General features: G+C 39.7%; 16 protein-coding genes and 1 riboswitch. Of the genes, 11 read left to right on the plus strand and 5 right to left on the minus strand.

The genetic code is table 11. The features are described from left to right. Nucleotides 1–4: 4 nt before the first annotated feature. From MKZ10_RS05345 to MKZ10_RS05375, 7 genes are all read left to right on the plus strand, one after another. Nucleotides 5–1285 (plus strand): nucleotide sugar dehydrogenase, encoded by a 1281-nt coding sequence (locus MKZ10_RS05345; RefSeq protein ID WP_342508562.1) that lies wholly within the window; start codon nucleotides 5–7, stop codon nucleotides 1283–1285. A gap of 2 nt (nucleotides 1286–1287) precedes the next feature. Next, complete coding sequence (locus tag MKZ10_RS05350) at nucleotides 1288–2445, plus strand: glycosyltransferase family 4 protein (RefSeq protein ID WP_342508564.1); 1158 nt, start codon at nucleotides 1288–1290, stop codon at nucleotides 2443–2445. A 74-nt stretch (nucleotides 2446–2519) separates the two neighbouring features. Beyond that, nucleotides 2520–3701: a hypothetical protein gene (locus tag MKZ10_RS05355; RefSeq protein WP_342508566.1), complete on the plus strand. Its 1182-nt coding sequence runs from the start codon at nucleotides 2520–2522 to the stop codon at nucleotides 3699–3701. Nucleotides 3702–3832: 131 nt separating this feature from the next. Then, the gene (locus MKZ10_RS05360) at nucleotides 3833–4438 is read left to right on the plus strand and encodes a sugar transferase (RefSeq protein WP_342508567.1); all 606 of its coding nucleotides are present in this window, start codon (nucleotides 3833–3835) and stop codon (nucleotides 4436–4438) included. Then, entirely contained in the window at nucleotides 4435–5091 is a 657-nt protein-coding gene (locus MKZ10_RS05365; RefSeq protein WP_342508569.1) for an acetyltransferase, read from the plus strand. Before MKZ10_RS05360 ends, MKZ10_RS05365 begins: the two co-directional genes overlap by 4 nt. A 48-nt stretch (nucleotides 5092–5139) precedes the next feature. Beyond that, the gene (locus tag MKZ10_RS05370; protein WP_342508571.1) at nucleotides 5140–5982 is read left to right on the plus strand and encodes a 3-hydroxyacyl-CoA dehydrogenase NAD-binding domain-containing protein; all 843 of its coding nucleotides are present in this window, start codon (nucleotides 5140–5142) and stop codon (nucleotides 5980–5982) included. Between the two features lie 61 nt (nucleotides 5983–6043). Beyond that, nucleotides 6044–7183, plus strand: coding sequence for an aminotransferase class I/II-fold pyridoxal phosphate-dependent enzyme (locus tag MKZ10_RS05375; RefSeq protein ID WP_342508573.1), 1140 nt, complete (start codon nucleotides 6044–6046; stop codon nucleotides 7181–7183). A gap of 810 nt (nucleotides 7184–7993) precedes the next feature. On the opposite strand, the gene MKZ10_RS05380 is transcribed toward MKZ10_RS05375, so the two are convergent. Beyond that, nucleotides 7994–8791 carry a hypothetical protein gene (locus MKZ10_RS05380; protein ID WP_342508575.1) on the minus strand — a complete coding sequence of 266 codons (798 nt, stop codon included), beginning with the start codon at nucleotides 8789–8791 and terminating at the stop codon, nucleotides 7994–7996. A 247-nt stretch (nucleotides 8792–9038) separates the two neighbouring features. Further along, nucleotides 9039–9374, minus strand: coding sequence for a hypothetical protein (locus MKZ10_RS05385; protein ID WP_342508577.1), 336 nt, complete (start codon nucleotides 9372–9374; stop codon nucleotides 9039–9041). A 281-nt stretch (nucleotides 9375–9655) separates the two neighbouring features. Here MKZ10_RS05385 and MKZ10_RS05390 point away from each other — a divergent pair, with 281 nt between their 5' ends. From MKZ10_RS05390 to istB, 3 genes are all read left to right on the plus strand, one after another. Beyond that, complete coding sequence (locus tag MKZ10_RS05390; protein ID WP_342508579.1) at nucleotides 9656–9823, plus strand: hypothetical protein; 168 nt, start codon at nucleotides 9656–9658, stop codon at nucleotides 9821–9823. 743 nt (nucleotides 9824–10566) lie between these two features. Beyond that, nucleotides 10567–12078, plus strand: coding sequence for an IS21 family transposase (gene istA / locus MKZ10_RS05395; protein ID WP_342508580.1), 1512 nt, complete (start codon nucleotides 10567–10569; stop codon nucleotides 12076–12078). After that, nucleotides 12075–12794 (plus strand): IS21-like element helper ATPase IstB, encoded by a 720-nt coding sequence (istB, locus tag MKZ10_RS05400; protein ID WP_342508582.1) that lies wholly within the window; start codon nucleotides 12075–12077, stop codon nucleotides 12792–12794. Before istA ends, istB begins: the two co-directional genes overlap by 4 nt. Nucleotides 12795–12984: 190 nt before the next feature. Here istB and MKZ10_RS05405 read toward each other — a convergent pair whose 3' ends face one another. The 3 genes from MKZ10_RS05405 to MKZ10_RS05415 form a co-directional block, all read right to left on the minus strand. After that, nucleotides 12985–15963, minus strand: coding sequence for an S-layer homology domain-containing protein (locus MKZ10_RS05405; RefSeq protein ID WP_342508586.1), 2979 nt, complete (start codon nucleotides 15961–15963; stop codon nucleotides 12985–12987). A 524-nt stretch (nucleotides 15964–16487) separates the two neighbouring features. Further along, nucleotides 16488–17915 (minus strand): S-layer homology domain-containing protein, encoded by a 1428-nt coding sequence (locus MKZ10_RS05410; RefSeq protein WP_342508588.1) that lies wholly within the window; start codon nucleotides 17913–17915, stop codon nucleotides 16488–16490. A 66-nt stretch (nucleotides 17916–17981) separates the two neighbouring features. After that, entirely contained in the window at nucleotides 17982–19631 is a 1650-nt protein-coding gene (locus tag MKZ10_RS05415) for a hypothetical protein (protein ID WP_342508589.1), read from the minus strand. 455 nt (nucleotides 19632–20086) lie between these two features. Beyond that, nucleotides 20087–20169, plus strand: a riboswitch (cyclic di-GMP riboswitch). Nucleotides 20170–20223: 54 nt separating this feature from the next. Here MKZ10_RS05415 and MKZ10_RS05420 point away from each other — a divergent pair. Beyond that, nucleotides 20224–20469 carry a hypothetical protein gene (locus MKZ10_RS05420; protein WP_342508591.1) on the plus strand — a complete coding sequence of 82 codons (246 nt, stop codon included), beginning with the start codon at nucleotides 20224–20226 and terminating at the stop codon, nucleotides 20467–20469. Nucleotides 20470–20475 lie beyond the last annotated feature (6 nt).

A 20475-nucleotide genomic window follows, 5' to 3' on the forward strand; every position in this document is an offset into this window, starting at 1 on the left:
ATACATGGATCGTAGCATCGCAATCGTAGGTTTGGGATATGTTGGACTACCTGTAGCTGTAGCATTCGGAAAGAAACATCCTGTCATTGGGTTCGATATTAACATAAAACGTATTGACACATTAAAATCTGGAATTGATTATACCAATGAAGTAGAGTCGGCGGACCTAAAAGAAGCTCAAATTGAATTTACTGCCGATGCTAGAAAGTTAAAGGAATCCGATTTTATTATTGTATCTGTCCCAACTCCAATAGATAAACATAATCAGCCGGATTTAAGTCCATTATTGAAAGCGTCAGAGACGGTCGGTGCCAATTTGCAAAAAGGATCTATAGTTGTATATGAATCGACTGTATACCCTGGGGCGACTGAGGATAATTGTGTTCCTGTTCTTGAAAAAGCTTCTGGATTAGTGTGCGGTAAGGACTTTTTCGTCGGATACTCACCTGAACGAATTAATCCTGGAGATAAGATTCATACGTTTACGAACATTACAAAAGTCGTTTCTGGTCAAACTCCGGAAGTGTTGGATATTGTTGCAGATGTCTATGCGAGTGTTGTTGCTGCTGGTGTATATAAAGCAAGCTCTATTAAAGTGGCCGAAGCCGCAAAGGTTATTGAAAATACACAACGCGATGTGAATATTGCACTTATGAATGAACTAGCTTTAATCTTTGATCGTATCGGAATTGATACGGCAGAAGTATTGGAAGCTGCGGGCACAAAGTGGAATTTCCTTAAGTTTACGCCAGGCTTAGTTGGTGGGCACTGTATTGGAGTAGATCCTTACTATTTGACGCACAAAGCAGAAATGGTTGGACATCATCCTGAGGTAATATTGGCAGGTCGTCGGATAAATGATGATGTTGGTAGATTTGTCGCAACGTCATTAGTAAAGAAATTGATTAAACTCAATTTGCCCATTCAAGAAGTGAGAGTCACTGTCCTCGGATTGACGTTTAAAGAGAATGTCCCAGATTTACGAAACTCAAAGGTGATTGATGTTATCCGTGAATTACAGGAATATGGGATAGAAGTTCAAGTCGCTGATACACAAGCTGACACGGAAGAAGCTGTTCGAGAATATGGCGTATCTTTAACTGCCTATGATGAACTGCTACCTGCAGAAGCTGTTGTTTTGGCCGTTTCACATCATGAATATATTGAAGCAGGATGGATGCAGTTCGAACACTTACTTAAACAGGGTGAAGGAATTGTTATCGATATTAAGAGTGCTTTGGATAAAGAAAGTAAACCTAATAAAATTGATTTGTGGAGATTATAAGATTGACTAAAAAGAAAATACTACAGATTTGTGCAATTGATGTCAGTGTTGATGCCCTTTTAAAACCATTGATTTTAAAATCAATGGAAGAAGGTTACGAGGTTCATAATGCATGTACGGATACAGGGAAGTTTGCTGAATTGGAAGCACAAGGCTTAACGATGATTGAAATATCAATAGATCGTCAGATTCATCCTGTGAAGAATTTAAAATCAATTTGGAATCTGTACAAACTTATGAAGAAAGAAAAGTACGATATAGTACATGTGCATACACCTGTAGCAGCATTGTTGGGGAGAGTCGCAGCAAAGTTTGCTGGAGTTAAGAATGTGATTTACACAGCTCATGGATTCTATTTTCACGATGAGATGTCTAAAAAACAATATAATTTATTCTTTAATATCGAAAAATATGCTGCTAAGTGGATGACAGACTGGTTGTTACTGCAAAGTAAAGAAGACTATCAGTTATCACTGGCACAGGGTTTTAAATCTAATGATCATACAATTCATCTAAGTAATGGCGTAGATATATGGCACAAGTTTCATGAAAAACAAGTATCATTTGAAGAATTAAGTCAATTTCAATCTGAAAATGATTTAAGTGGGGATGACTTTGTTTTTACTTTCGTAGGTAGGTTAGTGAAAGAGAAAGGCATTTTTGAATTAATTGAGGCGTTTAAATTGCTGGCAAACAACTTCCCACAAGCAAGACTTGTATTGATTGGTGGTCTACTGGAAAGTGAACGGGATCATGGAAGCTATCAGGAATTAATGAATGATTTAGAACATCCGAGTATTCGTTATCTTGGTTTTAGGAAAGACATACCAACAATAATGAAAGCTTCGGATGTATTTGTACTACCCTCTTATAGAGAAGGACTACCTAGGTCTATTATTGAGGCAATGGCTATGGAGAAACCAATTATTGCAACAAATATTCGGGGATGTCGAGAAGAGGTATTTCCAGGCGAGAATGGTTTATTGGTAGAGAAAGAGAACTCTGAAGAACTAAAAAAAGCCATGATAGAGTTGATAGAAAATCCGCAACTCGTTGCTAAATATGCGAAGAGAAGTAGAAGTATTGTTGAGGAGTTATTTGATGAGGAGAAGGTTCTGAAGAAGCAAATTGATTTGTTTGATGATTTGACAAGGATATGAGAATGAATTTTCACTTGACGGTTAGTTAAGTGTTTTTTATTCTATAGTCAAACTGTTAAAGAAAGGGGTAAAGGATGGGTGAATTTTGGGGTACAGTAAGAGAGGAACTTGTAACAGAAGTTTTTTGGATTGTACTAGGAATTTTAATCGGTACAATCTTGAATATAATTTTTCGTAGAGTAGTAAAGATGTATCGGCGGAATCGAAGAAAAAAAGAAATGGAGTTAAATAAAAACAACTTTTTAGAAACAAGAAATATTTTATCATTGGATCATGCTGATCCTCATTATGAGTTACAGGATATTTCTGTGAAAGATACAGGGAAAAACCTATATATAGGATTTCCTTCCGAATTGTTAGATGAAATACGTGAACTAGATCCTAATTTTGATATTAGATCATCGGTTTCATTCGACCAAGAGACGGATTTTAGGAATCTTGAGGATCTAACTGGAATAGCGGGATTGGCTCAAATGATTCAAATGCATAAAATACAAGTAGCTAGAGAATTTATTCAGCTAATTGGAGAAGGAAGAACATTATTTAACGGAACCAAGTATGGAGTTTACCGCATAAAACCGGGAAGAACAAGTGATGAAAAAGAAAATTCAAGCCTCCGGATAGAATTGTTTAAAACAGATTATTTTACGCATCGGGTTTTCCGTTCTATTTATAAAGAACTGGTAAATCAGAATCATCCTATAGGTGAAGTTCGGAAATTTGAAGAGTTACACAAGTATTATCCATTCTTAACGTCTTTTGGTATGAATACTTTTGTATTATTAGATAATGGAGATGACATTGAAATCATTTTTGCTAAGCGATCTAAGTATATATCTAAACAGGAATCTGAAAGTCTATGGCATGTCACGATGAATGAGGGTCTTACGGGAACAGATAAAGATGGAAAAGATGTTAGTCTAATAAAATGTTTGCACAGAGGGCTTCAAGAAGAGCTTGGAATTCGTGTAGAGCATCATCGATTTATCGAAGAAGAATATTTCATGGATTTATTCTTAGAAAAAGAAAGTTTTGAAATCGGAATTACATCTTATGTGAAATTGAATATGGATTTGAATCAAATTAAGCAGTTATACATTGGGGCTCAAGATGCAGAACTTGAAACAGATGCATTGGAAGCTGTAGATTTATCATCTAAAAAAATCAAGAAATTCTTAGAGAATAATAAGTTAACGCCAGCTGCTGAATATACTTTGAATATGTTATTGGCAAGGCAGAGGTCTTTAGGAAATTGAAATCAAGAGAGTATGGTGAAAGTGGGGGTTGGTGATAAGATTAGATAGAATTCGATGGAAAACTAATATTGTACACTACTAGATGGAGAAAAGTAGTGTCATTATAATATCAATGTATTAAGGAGGACCATTTGAAAAGATTATTCGATTTTATTGTTAGTTTTCTGACGCTGATTATCTTATCTCCTTTTATCGGTATAACAGCACTACTTATCCATTTGAAAATTGGCTCACCAGTTTTATTCAAACAGGAACGCCCTGGATTGAAGGGGAAGTCATTCTTCGTTTATAAGTTCCGTTCGATGACAGATGAGCGGGATGAGCATGGAGAGTTACTACCTGATGATGTACGCTTGACTTCGTTCGGTAAGGTAATTCGGAAGTTAAGTTTGGATGAGTTACCACAGCTTTGGAATGTACTGAAAGGTGATATGAGCTTTGTTGGGCCGCGGCCATTATTGGTGGAATATTTACCATTGTATAATGAGCGACAGGCGAGGCGTCATGATGTACGCCCGGGCATTACGGGTTGGGCGCAGGTGAATGGACGAAATGCGATTTCTTGGGAAGAGAAGTTTGAGTTAGATGTGTGGTATGTGGAAAACCATTCTTTTTGGTTAGACATTAAGATTTTATTCATGACGGTGATGAAAGTGTTTAAGTCTGAAGGCATTAGTCAGAATGGACAGGCGACGATGACGAAGTTTGAGGGAAACAGAGGAGGGAAAGATATATGAACAAGATTGTTGTCTATGGATCAGGTGGTTTTGCGCGAGAAGTTGTCCATTTGATTGAAGATATTAATGAGCAACAAGCAACTTGGAAAATTCTTGGCTATATCGATGATAATCCGGAGAATCATGGGGAAGTTATTAATGACCTACCAGTTCTTGGTGGATATGATTGGCTCAAGGAGCAAGATTCTATTGCAGTGGTGATGGGAATTGGCTCACCCAATGCTAAAAAGGCTATTGCGAATAAGCTAGAAGGTTTAAAGAATGTTACCTATCCAAATCTGATCCACCCATCGGTAAAGTTTTCTAGGTACAATACAATTGGAAAAGGCAATGTCATCTGTGAAGGAAATATTTTAACAATAAATATTGATATTCAGGATTTTGCAACGATTAACTTGAATTGTACAATTGGCCATGATGTGGTTGTAGGGTCGTATACGACGATTTTACCAAATGCTTCAGTTTCGGGGAATGTTGTGTTTGAAGAACGGGTAGATTTCGGAACGAATGCTACAATAATTCAAGGTATAAAAGTAGGTGAAGGTACGATTGTTGGAGCTGCTGCTGTAGTAGTTAAAGACTTACCAGCAAATTGTACTGCGGTGGGTATGCCGGCTAAGCCTATTAAATTTCATGAGGAATCGCATAAATGAAATAGCGGTGCTGTAGAAAAAGAAGAAATGATTAGGTGGTTTTTCAAAATGCAAGATGTAGCAATCATTGGTGCAGGTCAAATGGGCGCCGGTATAACACAATACTTAGCTATGAATAATATCAATGTTACTTTGATTGATTATAAAGAAAGTAATATTAAAAGGGCTTCAGGGGCAATTAGAAACAGCTTAAATAGGTTATTGTCTAAAGAGAAAATAAGCGAACTGGACTTGGTGGGAATTCAAGATCGCATTCACTATTCAACTGCATTAAGTTCTTGCAGTGAAATGGATTTAGTCATTGAGGCAATACCAGAAGAAATAGAGAAAAAAGAGCAACTACTTATTGAATTGAACGGAATTTTGAATGAGCATACAATAGTAGCAACCAATACCTCATCCTTGTCTATAACGAAATTAGGTACTTTGTTTAAGGATCCGACGAGGGTAATCGGATTACATTTCTTTAATCCAGCTGTGATTATGCCACTTGTTGAAATAATACGAGGGCTGGAAACTTCAAAAGAGACTGTAGATAAAGTTACGTCGTTCATCGGAAATATTAACAAAGAACCAGTATTTGTACAAGACAGATCTGGATTTATTGTAAATCGCATCTTGATCCCAATGATCAATGAAGCTTTCTTTGTATTACAGGATGGTATAGCAACGGCAGAAGAAATTGATAAGGCAATGAAGCTCGGCTCAAATCAGCCGATGGGACCCTTAGAATTAGCGGACTTTATAGGGTTAGATACTTGTTTATCAATTATGGAGACCCTCCATATCAATTTCGGAGAAGACAAATATCGACCAGCCCCATTATTACGTAAATATGTAGAAGCGAACCGCTTAGGTAGAAAGACAAAAAAAGGTATCTACACATATTAATTTATACTTTCTTAGAGTCTACTATTTTATTAGCCAATCAAATTAGATGAGGAATGATACGATGAACAAGCGCATTTTCTTATCCTCCCCACACATGAGTGGGAACGAACAAAAATACATAAATGAAGCATTTGAAACAAATTGGATTGCTCCGCTTGGGCCGAACGTGAATGCATTTGAAGAGGAATTGGCTACCTATGCGGGGACGGCTGGAGCTGCGGCAACATCGTCAGGGACAGCGGCTATTCATTTGGCGCTTGAACTGCTAGGTGTTGAGCACAGCGACACGATATTCTGCTCAAGCCTTACTTTTGTAGCGAGTGCGAATCCTATTCTTTACACAGGAGCTGAGCCGGTTTTCATTGATTCAGAAGAAGAGACTTGGAATATGTCTCCTGTTGCTTTGGAACGGGCCTTTGAAGAATCACAAGCCGCAGGAAATTTACCGAAAGCAGTGATTGTCGTTAACTTGTACGGTCAAAGTGCCAAGATGGATGAACTGATGGCGATTTGTGAGCAATATGAAGTTCCAGTAATTGAAGATGCCGCAGAATCGCTCGGCTCTTTCTACAAAGGGAAGAAAAGTGGTTCCTTTGGCCAGTTTGGCATTTATTCATTCAACGGTAATAAGATCATTACGACGTCTGGTGGCGGTATGCTCGTTTCAGACGATGTTGACGCATTGGCACAGTCACGCTTTCTAGCGACGCAAGCCCGTGATGCAGCACCGCATTACCAACACAGCACAGTCGGCTATAACTACCGCATGAGCAATATTCTAGCTGGAGTAGGTCGTGCGCAGTTGGAAGTGTTGGATGAGCGGGTGGAGGCAAGGCGTGCAGTATTTGAACGCTACGTAGCCGCGCTCGGAGCTATTGACGGTGTGGAATTCATGCCAGAGCTGGAAGGGACCTATTCGAATCGCTGGCTGACGGCATTGACGTTGGATCCGAAGAAGATACGAGTGACACCTTATGAGTTGATGGATGTACTAGCGGCGGAGAATATTGAAGCGCGTCCCGTGTGGAAGCCATTGCATTTACAGCCGTTGTTTGAAGGGTGTAAGTTCTATCCGCACACGGAGGATGATGTTGTGAGTGAACGGTTGTTTGCGGAGGGGATTTGTTTACCATCGGGGTCGAATATGACGGTGGAGCAGCAGGGGAGAGTAATTGAAATTCTGAAAAAGCATCTACACTAGTAATCAAAATGCCCTAGTATCGCTTGTGAACTGACTTGCGTCTAGGGTATTCTTTTACCACTGGGCGCCAAGAAATCTACCATCCTATGCGATTACGTGCATCAATCGACGAAAATGCGTGCCTATTGGGGGAGTTTTTTTAGAGCAGGGGTGTGGGACGACATGCATTGGATAACTACTTGAAACTGGGCCTCTGCGGGTATGATGAGCACCAAGCCAGGAAAACGAGCAAAACATGTTAGCTTGGCCCCAAAGGCTATCATGCCCACCCTTCAGTGTAAAGTTGTAGGTCGAATAGCTACCAGCACTCCCCGGCCATTTGTGGAATGGTAAACCCAAGTCATTGCTTGGTACATTCGTTGTCATTTCGTGGTAAGAATGATGGAAGAGGTGGTACATTCTATTGACTGTAATCAATTGAAACGGTTCGTACGTCCAGGTCATACAAAGTAGCTATACAACTAGCGAAAAAACTCATCATATCGATGCAAGCGATATGATGAGTTTGGGAATTTGCTGTAATCGAACATTTAAATTGCATCACTTTCATTACTAGGGATAGGAGTAAGTGCTAATACGTTTTCAATTAAAAAAGTATGCTTGGGCTGCCGTAGATAGCAATAAGCCTAAAAAGAAACTTCACCAACTTGGATTACTTGCACCTGTCTTTTGCTGATTACCCCGTTTTTTATTCATATAGATCATATCCAGAAGCACGCCATTGTCCATTGACTTGATTAATCGATTCGAAACACCTGCTCTATTCTTTTTATTCAACGTACGGAATCCACATTCTTATTTTGACATTTATTAAAATAAAAGCTCATCCAACGACACATCATATTCCATAAAAATATCAGCAAATAACGCCTTATCAATCAAATTCCGGTATACGCCATCAAAATAACCAGCGATATTTCGTACAGTTTTACGCTTTGTCGCTTGAACAGTAATATGGAGTGCTTGCATCGCTAACTGTTCAAATAATTCTCCTTGGTGTGCATGAATGCTAAATTTCAACATGCGTAATGACAGTGCACGATAAATGCCAAACAATTGACGGGCTAAAGAACTGTCACCAATCGTCGTTGACAACAGTTCTTTCATTCTCCCAAACAACGTTGTAGGTGAAGGAATCGGCTCCGCAGGATACGTATCTGTAAGAGTATTGCCCTTTATGTTTTTAGATTTAGAAGAAAAGGCTTCAGGTTCGGAAACGCTGTCTTCAGCCTTACTGTCACAAGGGTTGTCCACTGTTGGCGGAGTGGTCAAAGTCGACTGGTCATCGAAGGGTAAAATGGTGTAAATGTTAGCGCCCAACCCGTTCATAACAGGGCGAATGTAGTGAATGCGATCGATGATTTTTAGTTGCTCCAACTTACGAATCGCACGGCGCACTGTGACGTTAGACTTGCTAATTGCATCCGCCATTGTGTCGTGCTTTAAGTGAGCAGCTCCGTATTTCACGGAGTAGCGACGAATCATATCCAGCACAGCGCGGTCCGTATCGTTCATTTCATTCCAGTTTGCGAGTACATGACGGCGAGCTGCTTCGTCCATATCTTGTGTGTTTGTGAAATGTGAGTAATCTTTTAAGTAAGTTGTCATGGTGGTCATTCCCCTTTATTCTTTATATAGAGAGAAATGAGGAAAACGGATACACCTTTGAAAATATATTTTTAAAAAAGAAAAAATCCTTCTGTGGAAGCAAGGATTTAGATGACTATCAAGCGGGGGAACTGATTCTGAACCAGGTGCTTTTTTGAAAAACTATCACATCAATAACCCGAATCCAGACCTTATAAAAAGTCCAGATTCGGGGATTTGTGAGCTATCCACTTCTAGCATCCAACACTCACTGCAGCATGATCGTAAAGCCTTCGTTCCCATGTCCCTTCATAATCATCAGCAACTCCAGCGCAGTCATACTCGATAATCGATTGGCAAATGAAACCGCAGCTTCATGATCAGGAAATGCGAACGCCTCCAATTCATCATGAACCATAAACTCTCCATCCACCTTACCCAACAGATACACCCGCACCACATAACCAGTCGCATCCACCGACAAATCATGAATCATGATTAACATCCCTATATCACCAGCATCAGGTTGTACCAACAATTCATGCAAGTCCATTTCCTCTTTTAACGCCTTCGGTAGTGCAAGTTTAATATCGCTTTTCAGCATTTTTATTCACCCCCTACGTTAATTATCGACAGAAAGGGAGAGGATATCACCTACATTTTTTTAACGGTTATGTAAATGTCACCATCTCCTAAATGAATGAGAATGTTAAAATTCAATGTGATTTTCATCATTTGCTGATAACATACTTATAAATTCTAACGTATTCATATCGTATAGGTGACTGTGTGCCGCGCATTAGTGAAACTGAATGACTATTCCGATTTTTTGAAACTATTTACCTACCCATGCCGTATAATAATTATCTCATATTGAAAGGAGGGATGAATATAGCTGGAAATGCTGGTGGTCATCGAGATGGTGCTGTAAAAGGTCGTAGCCAATTCGAAGGTCCGAATGGTAACTACATTAAGCGCGACACTTCGACAGGCAGATTTATGGATCAAAAAACGACCGATGGAAAGTTTAAAGGTGTTCGTAAAGAAAAGTAACTAATAGAGTATCCATCTTTGAACGGGATGGATACTCTATTAGTTTTCATAATTGTAGGATCGGGTACCAGGTTCTAATACAATTCAGACAATTCGTTTTGCAAGAATTGAGATTTGGATCTAGTTGAAGAACGAAAGAACCCCCTGTGGTGAGTGAAATGCCCCGTAAATGTTAGACACCAACTAACATTTACGGGGTGTTTCTTTGTGTATTGGCTGTTCCGCGTGAAGAAAACAACGTTTCGCGCCAAAGCAACATAATCGCCGAAGAAAACAAAATTTCTCGCAAAGAAAACAACGTTTCACCGGAAGAAACATAATCGCCGAAGAAAACAAAATTTCCCGCAAAGAAAACAACGTTTCACCGGAAGAAAGCAACGTTCCCGCGGCAAAGCAACGTAATCGCCGAAGAAAGCAACATTTCGCGCGAAGTAGACAACGTTTCCCGTAAAGAAAACAACGTTTCACCGAAAGAAAGGAACGTTCCCGCGCCAAAGCAACGTAATCGTCGAAGAAAGCAACGTTTCACGCGAAGTAGACAACGTTTCCCGCAAAGAAAACAACGTTTCACCGGAAGAAAGAAACGTTCCCGCGCCAAAGCAACATAATCGCTGTTTATGGCATGATTGAAATGTACTAAACGGCAGCTAATTTATGCTCATAATAAAAAGGGCCACTTGCCAACATCTATTAAAATACATACACTCCTCTTGGGCATAACGTTCATAGGAGGTATATAGGAGATGTTAGCAATGGCTGAAATTAATTATATCAGATTAGAGACAAACACCAAAGGAAGGTCCTATTCATCGGTGGCAAAACAGATGGAGTTGGATCGCAGGACAGTTAAGAAATATTCGGAGATGGAGGATTTCAGTCCAGAGGTGAAGTCTGTACAGAAAAGAAGAGCCAAGGTGATGGATCCAGTCAAACCGATAATTGATCAATGGCTTCTTGAAGACATAGGGAAGAAAAAGAAGTTTAGGAGAACAGCGCAGCGGATCTATGACCTTCTCGTTAAGGAGCATGAATTTCAAGGTTCTGACCGTTCGGTCCGTGACTATGTGGCAAAAAGGAAAGTCGGCTTATTGGAAGAGAACAATGACGCTGCTTTACCACTGGAAGCAATAGCTGGAACTGCACAAGTAGACTTTGGAGAAGCTCCATTCAAGTACAGGGGAAAAGAGGTCATTCGACATTTTCTGGTCCTCTCTTTTCCTAATAGTAATTCATTCCTGTTCCAAGTCTTCGCTTCCCAGAATCGGGAGTGTTTCCTGCAAGGACTGACAAACATGTTCACCTTTTTGGAAAGCGTACCGCATACCATACGTTTCGATAACCTATCACCTGCGGTGAAAAAGGTACTGCCAAACGGCGAACGGAAATTAACCGATGAATTCACTCGTTTCGTAGCCCATTACGGATTCCAATATGAATTCTGTAATCCGGGGAGCGGAAATGAGAAAGGTCATGTGGAATCTATGGTCAAATACATTCGAAATAATTATCTGTTACCAGAAATATATTATGAGGATCTTTCGATCTTGAATGAGCAGACATTGAATTGGAGCCTAGAAGATCGGAATCGTCGCCATTATGAAAAAGATACTATGATTGCCGAACTGTATTTGGAAGATAAGGAGCGGTTCCTTCAACTTCCAGGAAAGGCATATGAATGTGTGCGGTTCGTACAGGTCAAAGCAGATAAATATGGAATTGTCCGCATCGACACCAAACAATATTCCACTTCTCCACGTTTTTCAGGACAAGCGGTGCTAGCAAAAGTTTCTTTTGATACTGTTGCGCTTCTAAATGAGGAGAATAAAGTGATTGTAAGCCACCCTCGACTATATGGAGAAACAAAGAAATCTATGGATTGGCAGCCTTATCTGACGTTGATGGCCAAGAGGCCAACTGCTTTAAAGTACAGTTCATTTTATCATCAGTTGCCGGAAGACTGGAAAGCCTTTTTTGCAAATTGTACAACCGAAGAAAAACGGAATGCCCTTCAACTCTTATCCGTCATTTTGAAGGAGCAGGATTTTGATATATCTGTGAAGGCCTTGCGAATGGCATCTGAACACGGACACCCAACTACTGATTCTATCAAACATGTTTATTATCAACTCGTGAACGGGAGAGGTATCCGAGAAACGCTATCCCTCCCATCTTCCGTTCCAACCACCATAAATTCAACCAGAGGTCTTTCTCATTACGATCGGTTAATGGTTGTAAATGGAGGTAATCCGCAATGAGAGACACGATTGAGGAACATGCAAAACGGTTAAAGTTGAGTTGGATACGAGAACATTATCACGAAGTGATAACCGGGACGCATGAAGAGTTTTTACTAACCCTCTTTGAAAAGGAAATACAGCAAAGAGAGGAAAGAAAGTTAAACCTGCTCATTAGTCAATCCTGTCTGCCAGATATATCTGGCAGGCAGCTAGACTGGCAAGGTATTCATATGAATGGTGATATAACAAAGGAAGACATCTTGAGCGGTGTATTTATAGAGAGAAAAGAGAATCTGATTCTTTATGGAGGTGTTGGTGTCGGTAAGACACTTATGGCCTCCATAGCGGGATGGAATTCTGTACAGGAGAATTGGAAACGGGTGAGATTTTATACGGTGGCACAGCTTGTGAACAGTCTTTTGGAAGCCAACGAGAAAGGAACACTCGGGAAATTTTATAAACAAATTGAGAGCCTAGATTTATTAATCCTTGATGAATTGGGCTATGTACCACTACACAAGCAAGGAGCAGAGCTCCTGTTTCAAGTAATCAATCTCTGTTATGAAAAACGAAGTGTCATCGTAACAACGAACTTACAGTTCGGTCAATGGAATCATGTTTTTGGCGATCCAATATTAACGGAAGCATTTATCGATCGTCTTATTCATTACTCACATTTAATTGTATTCAATCGTGATAGTTTTCGTCATAAAGAGTCACTAATGAATCAATGACACCCTGGTTGGCAAGTGATGTACATTTTTAACTGCCAAACAGTACGTTTTATACTTGCCAAATACACATAATCGCCGAAGAAAGCAACGTTCCCGCGCCAAAGCAACATAATCGCCACAGAACGCAAGAAACACCCTACAGAGATTTCTCTCCGCAAAGTGTTTCTTTGTGTATGGGTATTGGCTGTTATTAGTTACCTACGATAACTTGGGTCGTCAGTGTTTGACTGTCGACGATGTAGGTTAGGTAGAATGAGTCGCCGCGTTGGACGCCGGTGAATGTTAAGATGTTTGAACCGTTGCCTAATACGGCTGGGACTACGGTGTCATTGTTGGAGTTGACGAGATTGGTTGCAGTTAGTTTAATCCGATTGGATGCTGTTTTTGAAATGTCTTCTCCGTATTGATCTGTGATTTTCAATGCTCCTCTTAAATCGGCGGAGGAGATGCTCACATTTGCTGCTGTTCCTGGAACATGTAGTGCTTGATCCCGAACGCTTAGACTGTTATTTGATTGTAATTCAATTGCATTGGCGAACGGTGCTGCTTTTGTAATGATGACTGTTTGTTCGAGTGTAAATGGTTGTTGGTCGGCATTGACGATGACTTTTACAGGAATACTTTGGTCGTCCTTGTCGACGATGTCTTTATTCCCACGGACATAAATTATGCCTGACGATGCGTTATAGACTAGATCATCGTGGCCTGTAATGACGGTATATTCAGATGCCGGTACAATGATTCTGTTGCCGTCTGTTGTAATACCATAGACGATTAGCTCTCTCGTATAATTGTTTAGCGCTGAAGTTGTAGGATTATCATAAATGACATCAATCGTTTTTAATTCATAGTAAACGATGTTTGTTTTATCCGTTACTTTTACGTTGATCTCGAATGCGCTTGAATTGATTGTTCTTGCGATACCTTTTGTATCAATTTGTTGCAATGTCAGCCTTACAGCGTTTGACCCTTTTTTCTTGCCTGTTACTGTGACTGGGTTTGTTGCGGTAACGATTTTGTTAGAAGAAAGGGCTACTTTATCGTCCAATGTTTCTACTTGGACAAAATATTTACCGGCATTTTGGGTTGTTGCGGCAGTTGCCAAATTCGCCTCTGTTAGAACAGATTCACGTCCATACTGATCGCTTATGCCAATTGTACCTTTTCCTAATGTGAAGGCTCCTCCGACTAGTAAGTTTGTTTCAATGTCTGTCGTAGAAGTAATCGTTGTTGCTTCCGCTTTGGCTTTTACTGTTACTAACAGTGTTGCGACTCTATTATTCGCAGTTGTCGCTGTGATGAGCACTTGGCGATCTGTTGTTGCGCTCGAAGAATCGGTTAGGACTAGCTTCGCTTTGCCTGTCAGTGAATCGTTTTCAATTACTGCTTTTGCATTCGTATCATTGGTCGTTATTTTTACACCATTGGCACCATTTAGCGTTACTGCGTTCGTAATTTCTTTACCATCAATACCGTGCACGACGAAAGGAACTTCGGTCTTTTCAGCAGCAACGACTAATTGTGGAGCCGCTAATGACATTGTATCTGCTTTTACGCCTTCAGTAACCGTTAATTCATATCTGTCGCTTTTACCTGTCGATTTCGAGGTAATAGTAACTGTTGCTTTACCTACTTTTTTATTTCTCGGTTGTTTTAGCTCAAGTACCGTTTGTTTTTGGCCATTAATCGTCATTTGTTTAAAGACTGGTGAGCTCACGCTGTTGTTCACATCAATGACGGATGGATCTGATACGACAATAATTACGTCCTTGGCGATATCTTGTGCAGGTACTTCCAAACCATATTGGTCTTTCGCGCTAAGCACTAAGTGGAAGTCTTCATAAGAAGCATCTACATTGAATGCTGCCTCTGAATTAACATCATTGTAAAGACCCGTCATTTTCACTTCGGAAACTAGCGATTTACTAGCCACAGTTACGATACTTGCTTTTGAAATAGATGTTGCTTTATCAGCTACGGACAGGGAGATTTTATCACCCACCTTAAAATTAGCAGAGGCAGTTGCTTTCGTAATTTCTACTATGCCTTCAGATGGCTTCACAATCGTTTCACTGCCAGTGCCTGACACATTGGAAGTGGCAGTTACATTTGGAACTGATGATGTCATGTCTTCGCCGTATTGGTTGACTACTTGATAGGCAATCTTCACTTTGTTGCCGACTGGATTCAGAATGGCATAGTTATTCAAATAATTGATGGCAGTTACTTTCTCGTTTGCTACAGCTGTTGTTTTTGTGAACGCTGTTTCTGCAACACCAGTTACGGAAACGGTGTAGCTTCCTTCAGTTAACTTGGAAGCTAATTCAAGTTCGGCAGACTTTTTATCTGTTGCAAATTCGACAGCAGCGATTGAAATCGTTGAACTTCCTTTTTTCACTTCAAACTTAGCAGTTGCTGGATTGACTTCTTGGTTAAATGTCACAGTCAATGAACTAGCGCCTGTCGCTTTAAGTTCAGTGAGTTCCACTGGTTTAGCGAGTACTTCAGATAGATTCAGATTGACCGTACGCGATAAAAACGTCGCAAATTGGCCCCTTGTTGTTGTGCTTTTTGGATTGAATTTATTTAACGTTGGGTTCGTGATATCGAAATAATCCAACACGTTAATATAGGTACGAGCAGACGCTTTTGCGGCGCTTAAGTCGGTCACATCAGGCTTGTGTTGCTGGTCAGCCACATACGCTATTACGTCCGCGCTTTCCATTGTATTCATTAGACGTACTAATGCGATGGCCATATCCTCGCGCGTCATTTCCTCTTTGGCTAAAAGTTTGCCATTACTGCCGCCTAAAATACCGTTATCCTTAATCATTGCCGCATATTTTAGTAATTCATCTCCAGAATCCTTCATCGTGACATCTGTGAAACGGCTAATTGTTTTATAGTCCGCCGGTACTTTGAAGCCTTCGGATACTAAATATTTGCCGATTAATTTCACTACATCTGAGCGAGTGAGTGTTTTGTTCGGTTTGAACGTGCCGTCTGGATAGCCGTTAATGACTTTTGCATTGACGAGTTGATAAATGGCCTTTTCATGAGTATTTCCTTTTAAATCTGAAAAATCAGCTGCAAATGTAGTTGGTGCGACAGCTGTTGCGACTAATGTTGCCGCTACGGCGCTTGCTAAAAACTTACTTTTTCTTTTCATGGATGGGGTTCCTCCTTTTAAGTGAACACTGATCAATTGCGCCTCGGCGTAATTGCGTTGGGATTTTGAATTGAGCTTGCTCAATTCACTCCCTTCAAAATCTCTAACATCCGCCGGAGGCTTAACTTGAATCAGCAGGGGGGGTTGAACCCCCTCTGATTGAAATGAATGCTGAATCAAGTTAAAACTTTCCCTATCCTACTATCATATAGTATTTTCCAATGTAATAGGGTAATTTTGCTATAAATTTCCCATGAAATTATTTCGTTAAAGGGTAGACCAAGCTGTGTGGAGCCTTTAGCGAGTTCGTTAAGAAGTATTCAGTTTTCAATTATTTTCCTCGCATATCTAATGAGGAAGTTCACCTTCCTTTGGTCTGACATCCGCCGGAGGCTTTATCTGAGTTCAGTGGGGGTTTTCTGTAGCTGACGCATCGCTTTCAGTACAAAAGCATTTGCTGAAATCAGATAAAAAAATAGTAGCACAAACCATGGACTTGGTTTGTGCTACTAATGGTAGTGTGTTTAATTTAAAAACAACATATCATCTCGATAGTTTTGTTTGAGGTCGCTTTCCAAGAAATCAAGGAAGCGAACAATGATTGCGGAAGCCTGTGCTCTTGTTAATGGCTTATTTGGATTGAAATAGTTCTTTTCATCGCCATTAATGAGACCGAGCTCGGTTGCAACGTATACGCTATCTTTCCCCCAAGCAGGGATTTTACTGTTATCTACATAATTTGTTCGATAGCCTGGGCTCGGCGCTCGACCCTCCATACCTAATGCCCGAACAAGAATGGCTACTGCTTGTACACGTGTAATTGGACTATCGGGCATGAAGTTTTCACTCGTTACCCCATTGATAATTCCTTTTTCAACAGCACTTTCGACAAATAGATAGTCAGGCTCTTTCGGGTCTAAGTCTTTGAATATCGGGATTCTAGGTGCTCTCTTGTTCGAAGGCTGCTCAAGAACCCGAATATCGACGGCTTTTAATACACCGACAGTATATTGATAGCGTTGCATAGGTGTATTTGGTGAGAAAAATTGTGTAGATTCATCTAAAATTCCTAAAGAATATAAGCGTTCAATGCTATCCTTTGCCCAATGCTGCGAGAGATCGCGGAATTTAGGAACAATTAATCGTTCAATTTTCGGAACCCGTTCTTGTGCTAAACGAATGGTCCCCTTACCACTCCCGTAAGGAATATTATACGTGTATTCACCAACCATTTTGGAGTTGCTAAGAACCGCATGTCCTCCAGTAAAGCTAGATAATGAAGGATCATGTGGTTCGTATTGTAATACTTTGGACTTGCTATCAGATACCTTACTTGTAATATATGAGCGTCCAAAGGGGTGAATGATTTCTTGGTCAATAATTTGAGTTTCGGTAGCCCCCCAGAAATTTTCATAACCAACATTACGACCAGTTAAATGGACTGTAATCAAGTCGTTCGTATTCGTTTTATAAATCTTTCGGGCAATCATGTTTCCTGAATAATAATCTGATGCAGGACGATTATCGATAACAGTTCCTTCTGAAAACTGGTAGTCATCGAGTGTATATGTTGATTTTCCGATAGTCACTTTCTCTGAATAGCTTTTAACAGTAGATTGGGCAGTTGTTTGACCTTTATCAGTCCGTTCGGTCAAATCATCGACGTATACTACGCTACGTGATAGTTTATCACCGTTTTTACTTGTTAAAGTAAAACGATATGTTTTAGTTAGGAGGTCTTTTCGTTCTTTTTCAGTGATAGTAGCTTTTCCGCTAAATTTAATTGGGGTACCAGAGAGGAAAAAGTATTCTTCGTATGTATATTCATTAAAAACACCGCCTGAGTAATCAGCAGGTGCCGCATTTACTGAAGGTGCGATGATGAATGCACCAAACAATACCGTAAAAGATACAATTAGAATTTTTATTGAAGTACTAAATTTTTTAATCATTTGTTTTTCCTTTCTAATCGGGGATATATGGCATATAAAATATTTATATGCCATATTGTTTGTTGATTAATTTACAAAAATGATTTTTCCAGATGTACTGTATTCATGCAGAATATAAAGCTGATCTCCTTGTCTTAAGTCATTGACGGAGATGATACGACCATTTCGAATAAACGTTGCTTGGTTAACGTTCAAGTTTAACCGAGTGTTAGTTGAATTAAATGAATTGTGTCCCCACCTAGATACATTACGAATTGAAATGATATCTGGCGAGTATGAGTATCTGCTGTCGTATTGCCCAATTGATACATAAGGGGCAGGTTGGTTACTATACCCAACTAAGTGAACTCCGACAATCGATTTGTCTTTTACATAAAAGTAACCGTATCTTCCAGTATTATTTCTTAATTCATCTCTCGCATTTAAGCGACGTGTGGATGATCCGTAATCCTCTGTCACAACAGTATCGTTGGCAAAAGAAAGAGTAGGAGCGGTAGTATTTTTCCACGTATGCTGAGTTAGTGATTTCGTGTTTTTAAGTTTCAGCTGATATCCATTTGTAGTATCAATTTGTCCAAAGTAAACGGAATGGCCAGTTAAACTGGAATTCATGAAACCATCATTGGATAAGTTAACAATATTTGCCGAACGATTCACATTATTAGTTTCAGCTACCACGAATGCGGTATCACCTAGACGCAAGCTCTTCGAATCAACCAATCTTCCATTGCGAATGAAAATGGTGCCTGAATGATAGGAAAGTGATCCTGCTGTTTTGAGCGTCAGTTGACTTAGATTGTTATTCAATCTTTGAATAGGCTCTGTATATGAGGATTCAGTTCCCTTTTTAATGATGATTTTTTTGATGACTTCTTGTCCGAATTGACTCACTGTTACAAAATAAACAACGTGATTCCGGTAATAACGAAGCTCATCACGTTTGATGGCTTGGTTTCCAACGTAAATGGAAGTGTCTGATGAATATGCATAAGCTGTATTTCGACCATTGCCCGTCAGTCGCCAACGCCCATTTAGGAGTATCTCTTCATTATTTAGCAACAACTGATTGCGGGACGAATCGATTTGTTGAAGTGACCCTCTGTAAATATTTTCAACTTTGACTCCCTCAGTAATAATTTCGATGGAATCAATAAACTTCGTATTATATTCAGCAAAAGTCAGCTTGACACGATCTCCTTCATAAAGAGTGCTTGAATCAACCATTGTTTTTCCATTGAAGAAACTCGTTTTGTGGTTTGCTATATACGAATTAACTTCTCCATTGTCGAGCTGAAAGGAAATAGTAGTATTCCGATTATTAATAAAAAGAACTGTTCCCATTAGAACCTTATCACGATTTTCAATTTTCCCTGGGAGTGCCCCAGTTTTACCACGTAACGCCTTTACTCGACGTAAATTAACATCCGCTTCAACTTCCATGCCAAGTTTAAATGCATCGATTGTTGTCGTAATCGTATCGACCGATAAATTTGCGAACTTGTCGATATTGAGTGTTGTTGTTTGTCCTTGATTGTTCTCAATCGTAATGCTCGTCAACCTTTTCTCCGTATTGTCCTCGTCTATGTACACATCTTCATACGTTACTTTTACAAACTTTCCCGTGATAGGGGAACTAGCTTCGGCAGGATTCGCTACAAATAATCCAACAAAAAGTAAAACCGCAAATGTAATAAGACGGCAGCAGTTTCTAACCAAATGTGACACCTCCATTAATCAATTGCGCCTCGGCGTAATCCCTAACATCCGCCAGAGGCTTAACTTGAATCAAGTTAAATTTCCACAGAAACCCTATTTGCCTAAGTATACACTATCTACCCCATATATCGTCTAAATATATGGGATTGTTAGATTCAAAATAAGATAATCCAGAATCATATGATCAGTGGGATTTATATTAAGTTCAGCAATATTTGATTGACCCCTTGGGTGAGTGACTAGGGACTAGGATACAACCGTCCCATTAAAATAAGCCTTACCTTCGCAATAGGAAGTAATCTTGCGGGTTATTATTGTTGAAAAGGAAGCGCTAAATGGAGATTTACTAAACAAGTTGACCTATATCGACAAAAAACACATGTATACTACAAAAATAGAATCCAGATAACCGCATGAAGTAACGTAATATTTACAGAGATTTGGTTATACTGGACTACAATATAGGGAACTGTGAAGTACGTACCGTAAATGGGCACCTGGGGCGTATGGAGTTGTTGGTGCAACCGACCTGATTAAATTTGGACAACTTGTCTAATTTAGTTGGGTTTTTATTATGAAATGGGGGGACGTATTGAAAAGTTTTTTTCTGTTAACAGTGCTTTTGATGGCAATGGAAGCTTTAATATTTCGTATTAATAGTCTCGCAACTACTGAAATAAGGAATGGGATGGCTTTATCTATTGTTCCAGAAAAAAGTGCTCTCATTGCGATAGATTATGGGGGAGAAAGTATGTTTGCTGTCAAAAATAATACTGGACAAGCATCTAAGTTAGAAAATCACCAGTTAACGAGTGATGAAGTATATGCGGCAAGCTAGCTTAAT

This window comes from Sporosarcina sp. FSL K6-2383, from assembly GCF_038618305.1.
Classification (GTDB): Bacteria; Bacillota; Bacilli; order Bacillales_A; family Planococcaceae; genus Sporosarcina.

Bases quoted from the DNA above. Each gene is read 5' to 3' on its own strand.
- MKZ10_RS05345 (WP_342508562.1), top strand. From the start codon at position 5: ATGGATCGTAGCATCGCAATCGTAGGTTTGGGATATGTTGGACTACCT.
- MKZ10_RS05355 (WP_342508566.1), top strand. From the start codon at position 2,520: ATGGGTGAATTTTGGGGTACAGTAAGAGAGGAACTTGTAACAGAAGTT.
- MKZ10_RS05365 (WP_342508569.1), top strand. From the start codon at position 4,435: ATGAACAAGATTGTTGTCTATGGATCAGGTGGTTTTGCGCGAGAAGTT.
- MKZ10_RS05370 (WP_342508571.1), top strand. From the start codon at position 5,140: ATGCAAGATGTAGCAATCATTGGTGCAGGTCAAATGGGCGCCGGTATA.
- MKZ10_RS05375 (WP_342508573.1), top strand. From the start codon at position 6,044: ATGAACAAGCGCATTTTCTTATCCTCCCCACACATGAGTGGGAACGAA.
- MKZ10_RS05380 (WP_342508575.1), bottom strand. From the start codon at position 8,791: ATGACAACTTACTTAAAAGATTACTCACATTTCACAAACACACAAGAT.
- MKZ10_RS05385 (WP_342508577.1), bottom strand. From the start codon at position 9,374: ATGCTGAAAAGCGATATTAAACTTGCACTACCGAAGGCGTTAAAAGAG.
- MKZ10_RS05390 (WP_342508579.1), top strand. From the start codon at position 9,656: ATGAATATAGCTGGAAATGCTGGTGGTCATCGAGATGGTGCTGTAAAA.
- istA (WP_342508580.1), top strand. From the start codon at position 10,567: ATGTTAGCAATGGCTGAAATTAATTATATCAGATTAGAGACAAACACC.
- istB (WP_342508582.1), top strand. From the start codon at position 12,075: ATGAGAGACACGATTGAGGAACATGCAAAACGGTTAAAGTTGAGTTGG.
- MKZ10_RS05405 (WP_342508586.1), bottom strand. From the start codon at position 15,963: ATGAAAAGAAAAAGTAAGTTTTTAGCAAGCGCCGTAGCGGCAACATTA.
- MKZ10_RS05410 (WP_342508588.1), bottom strand. From the start codon at position 17,915: ATGATTAAAAAATTTAGTACTTCAATAAAAATTCTAATTGTATCTTTT.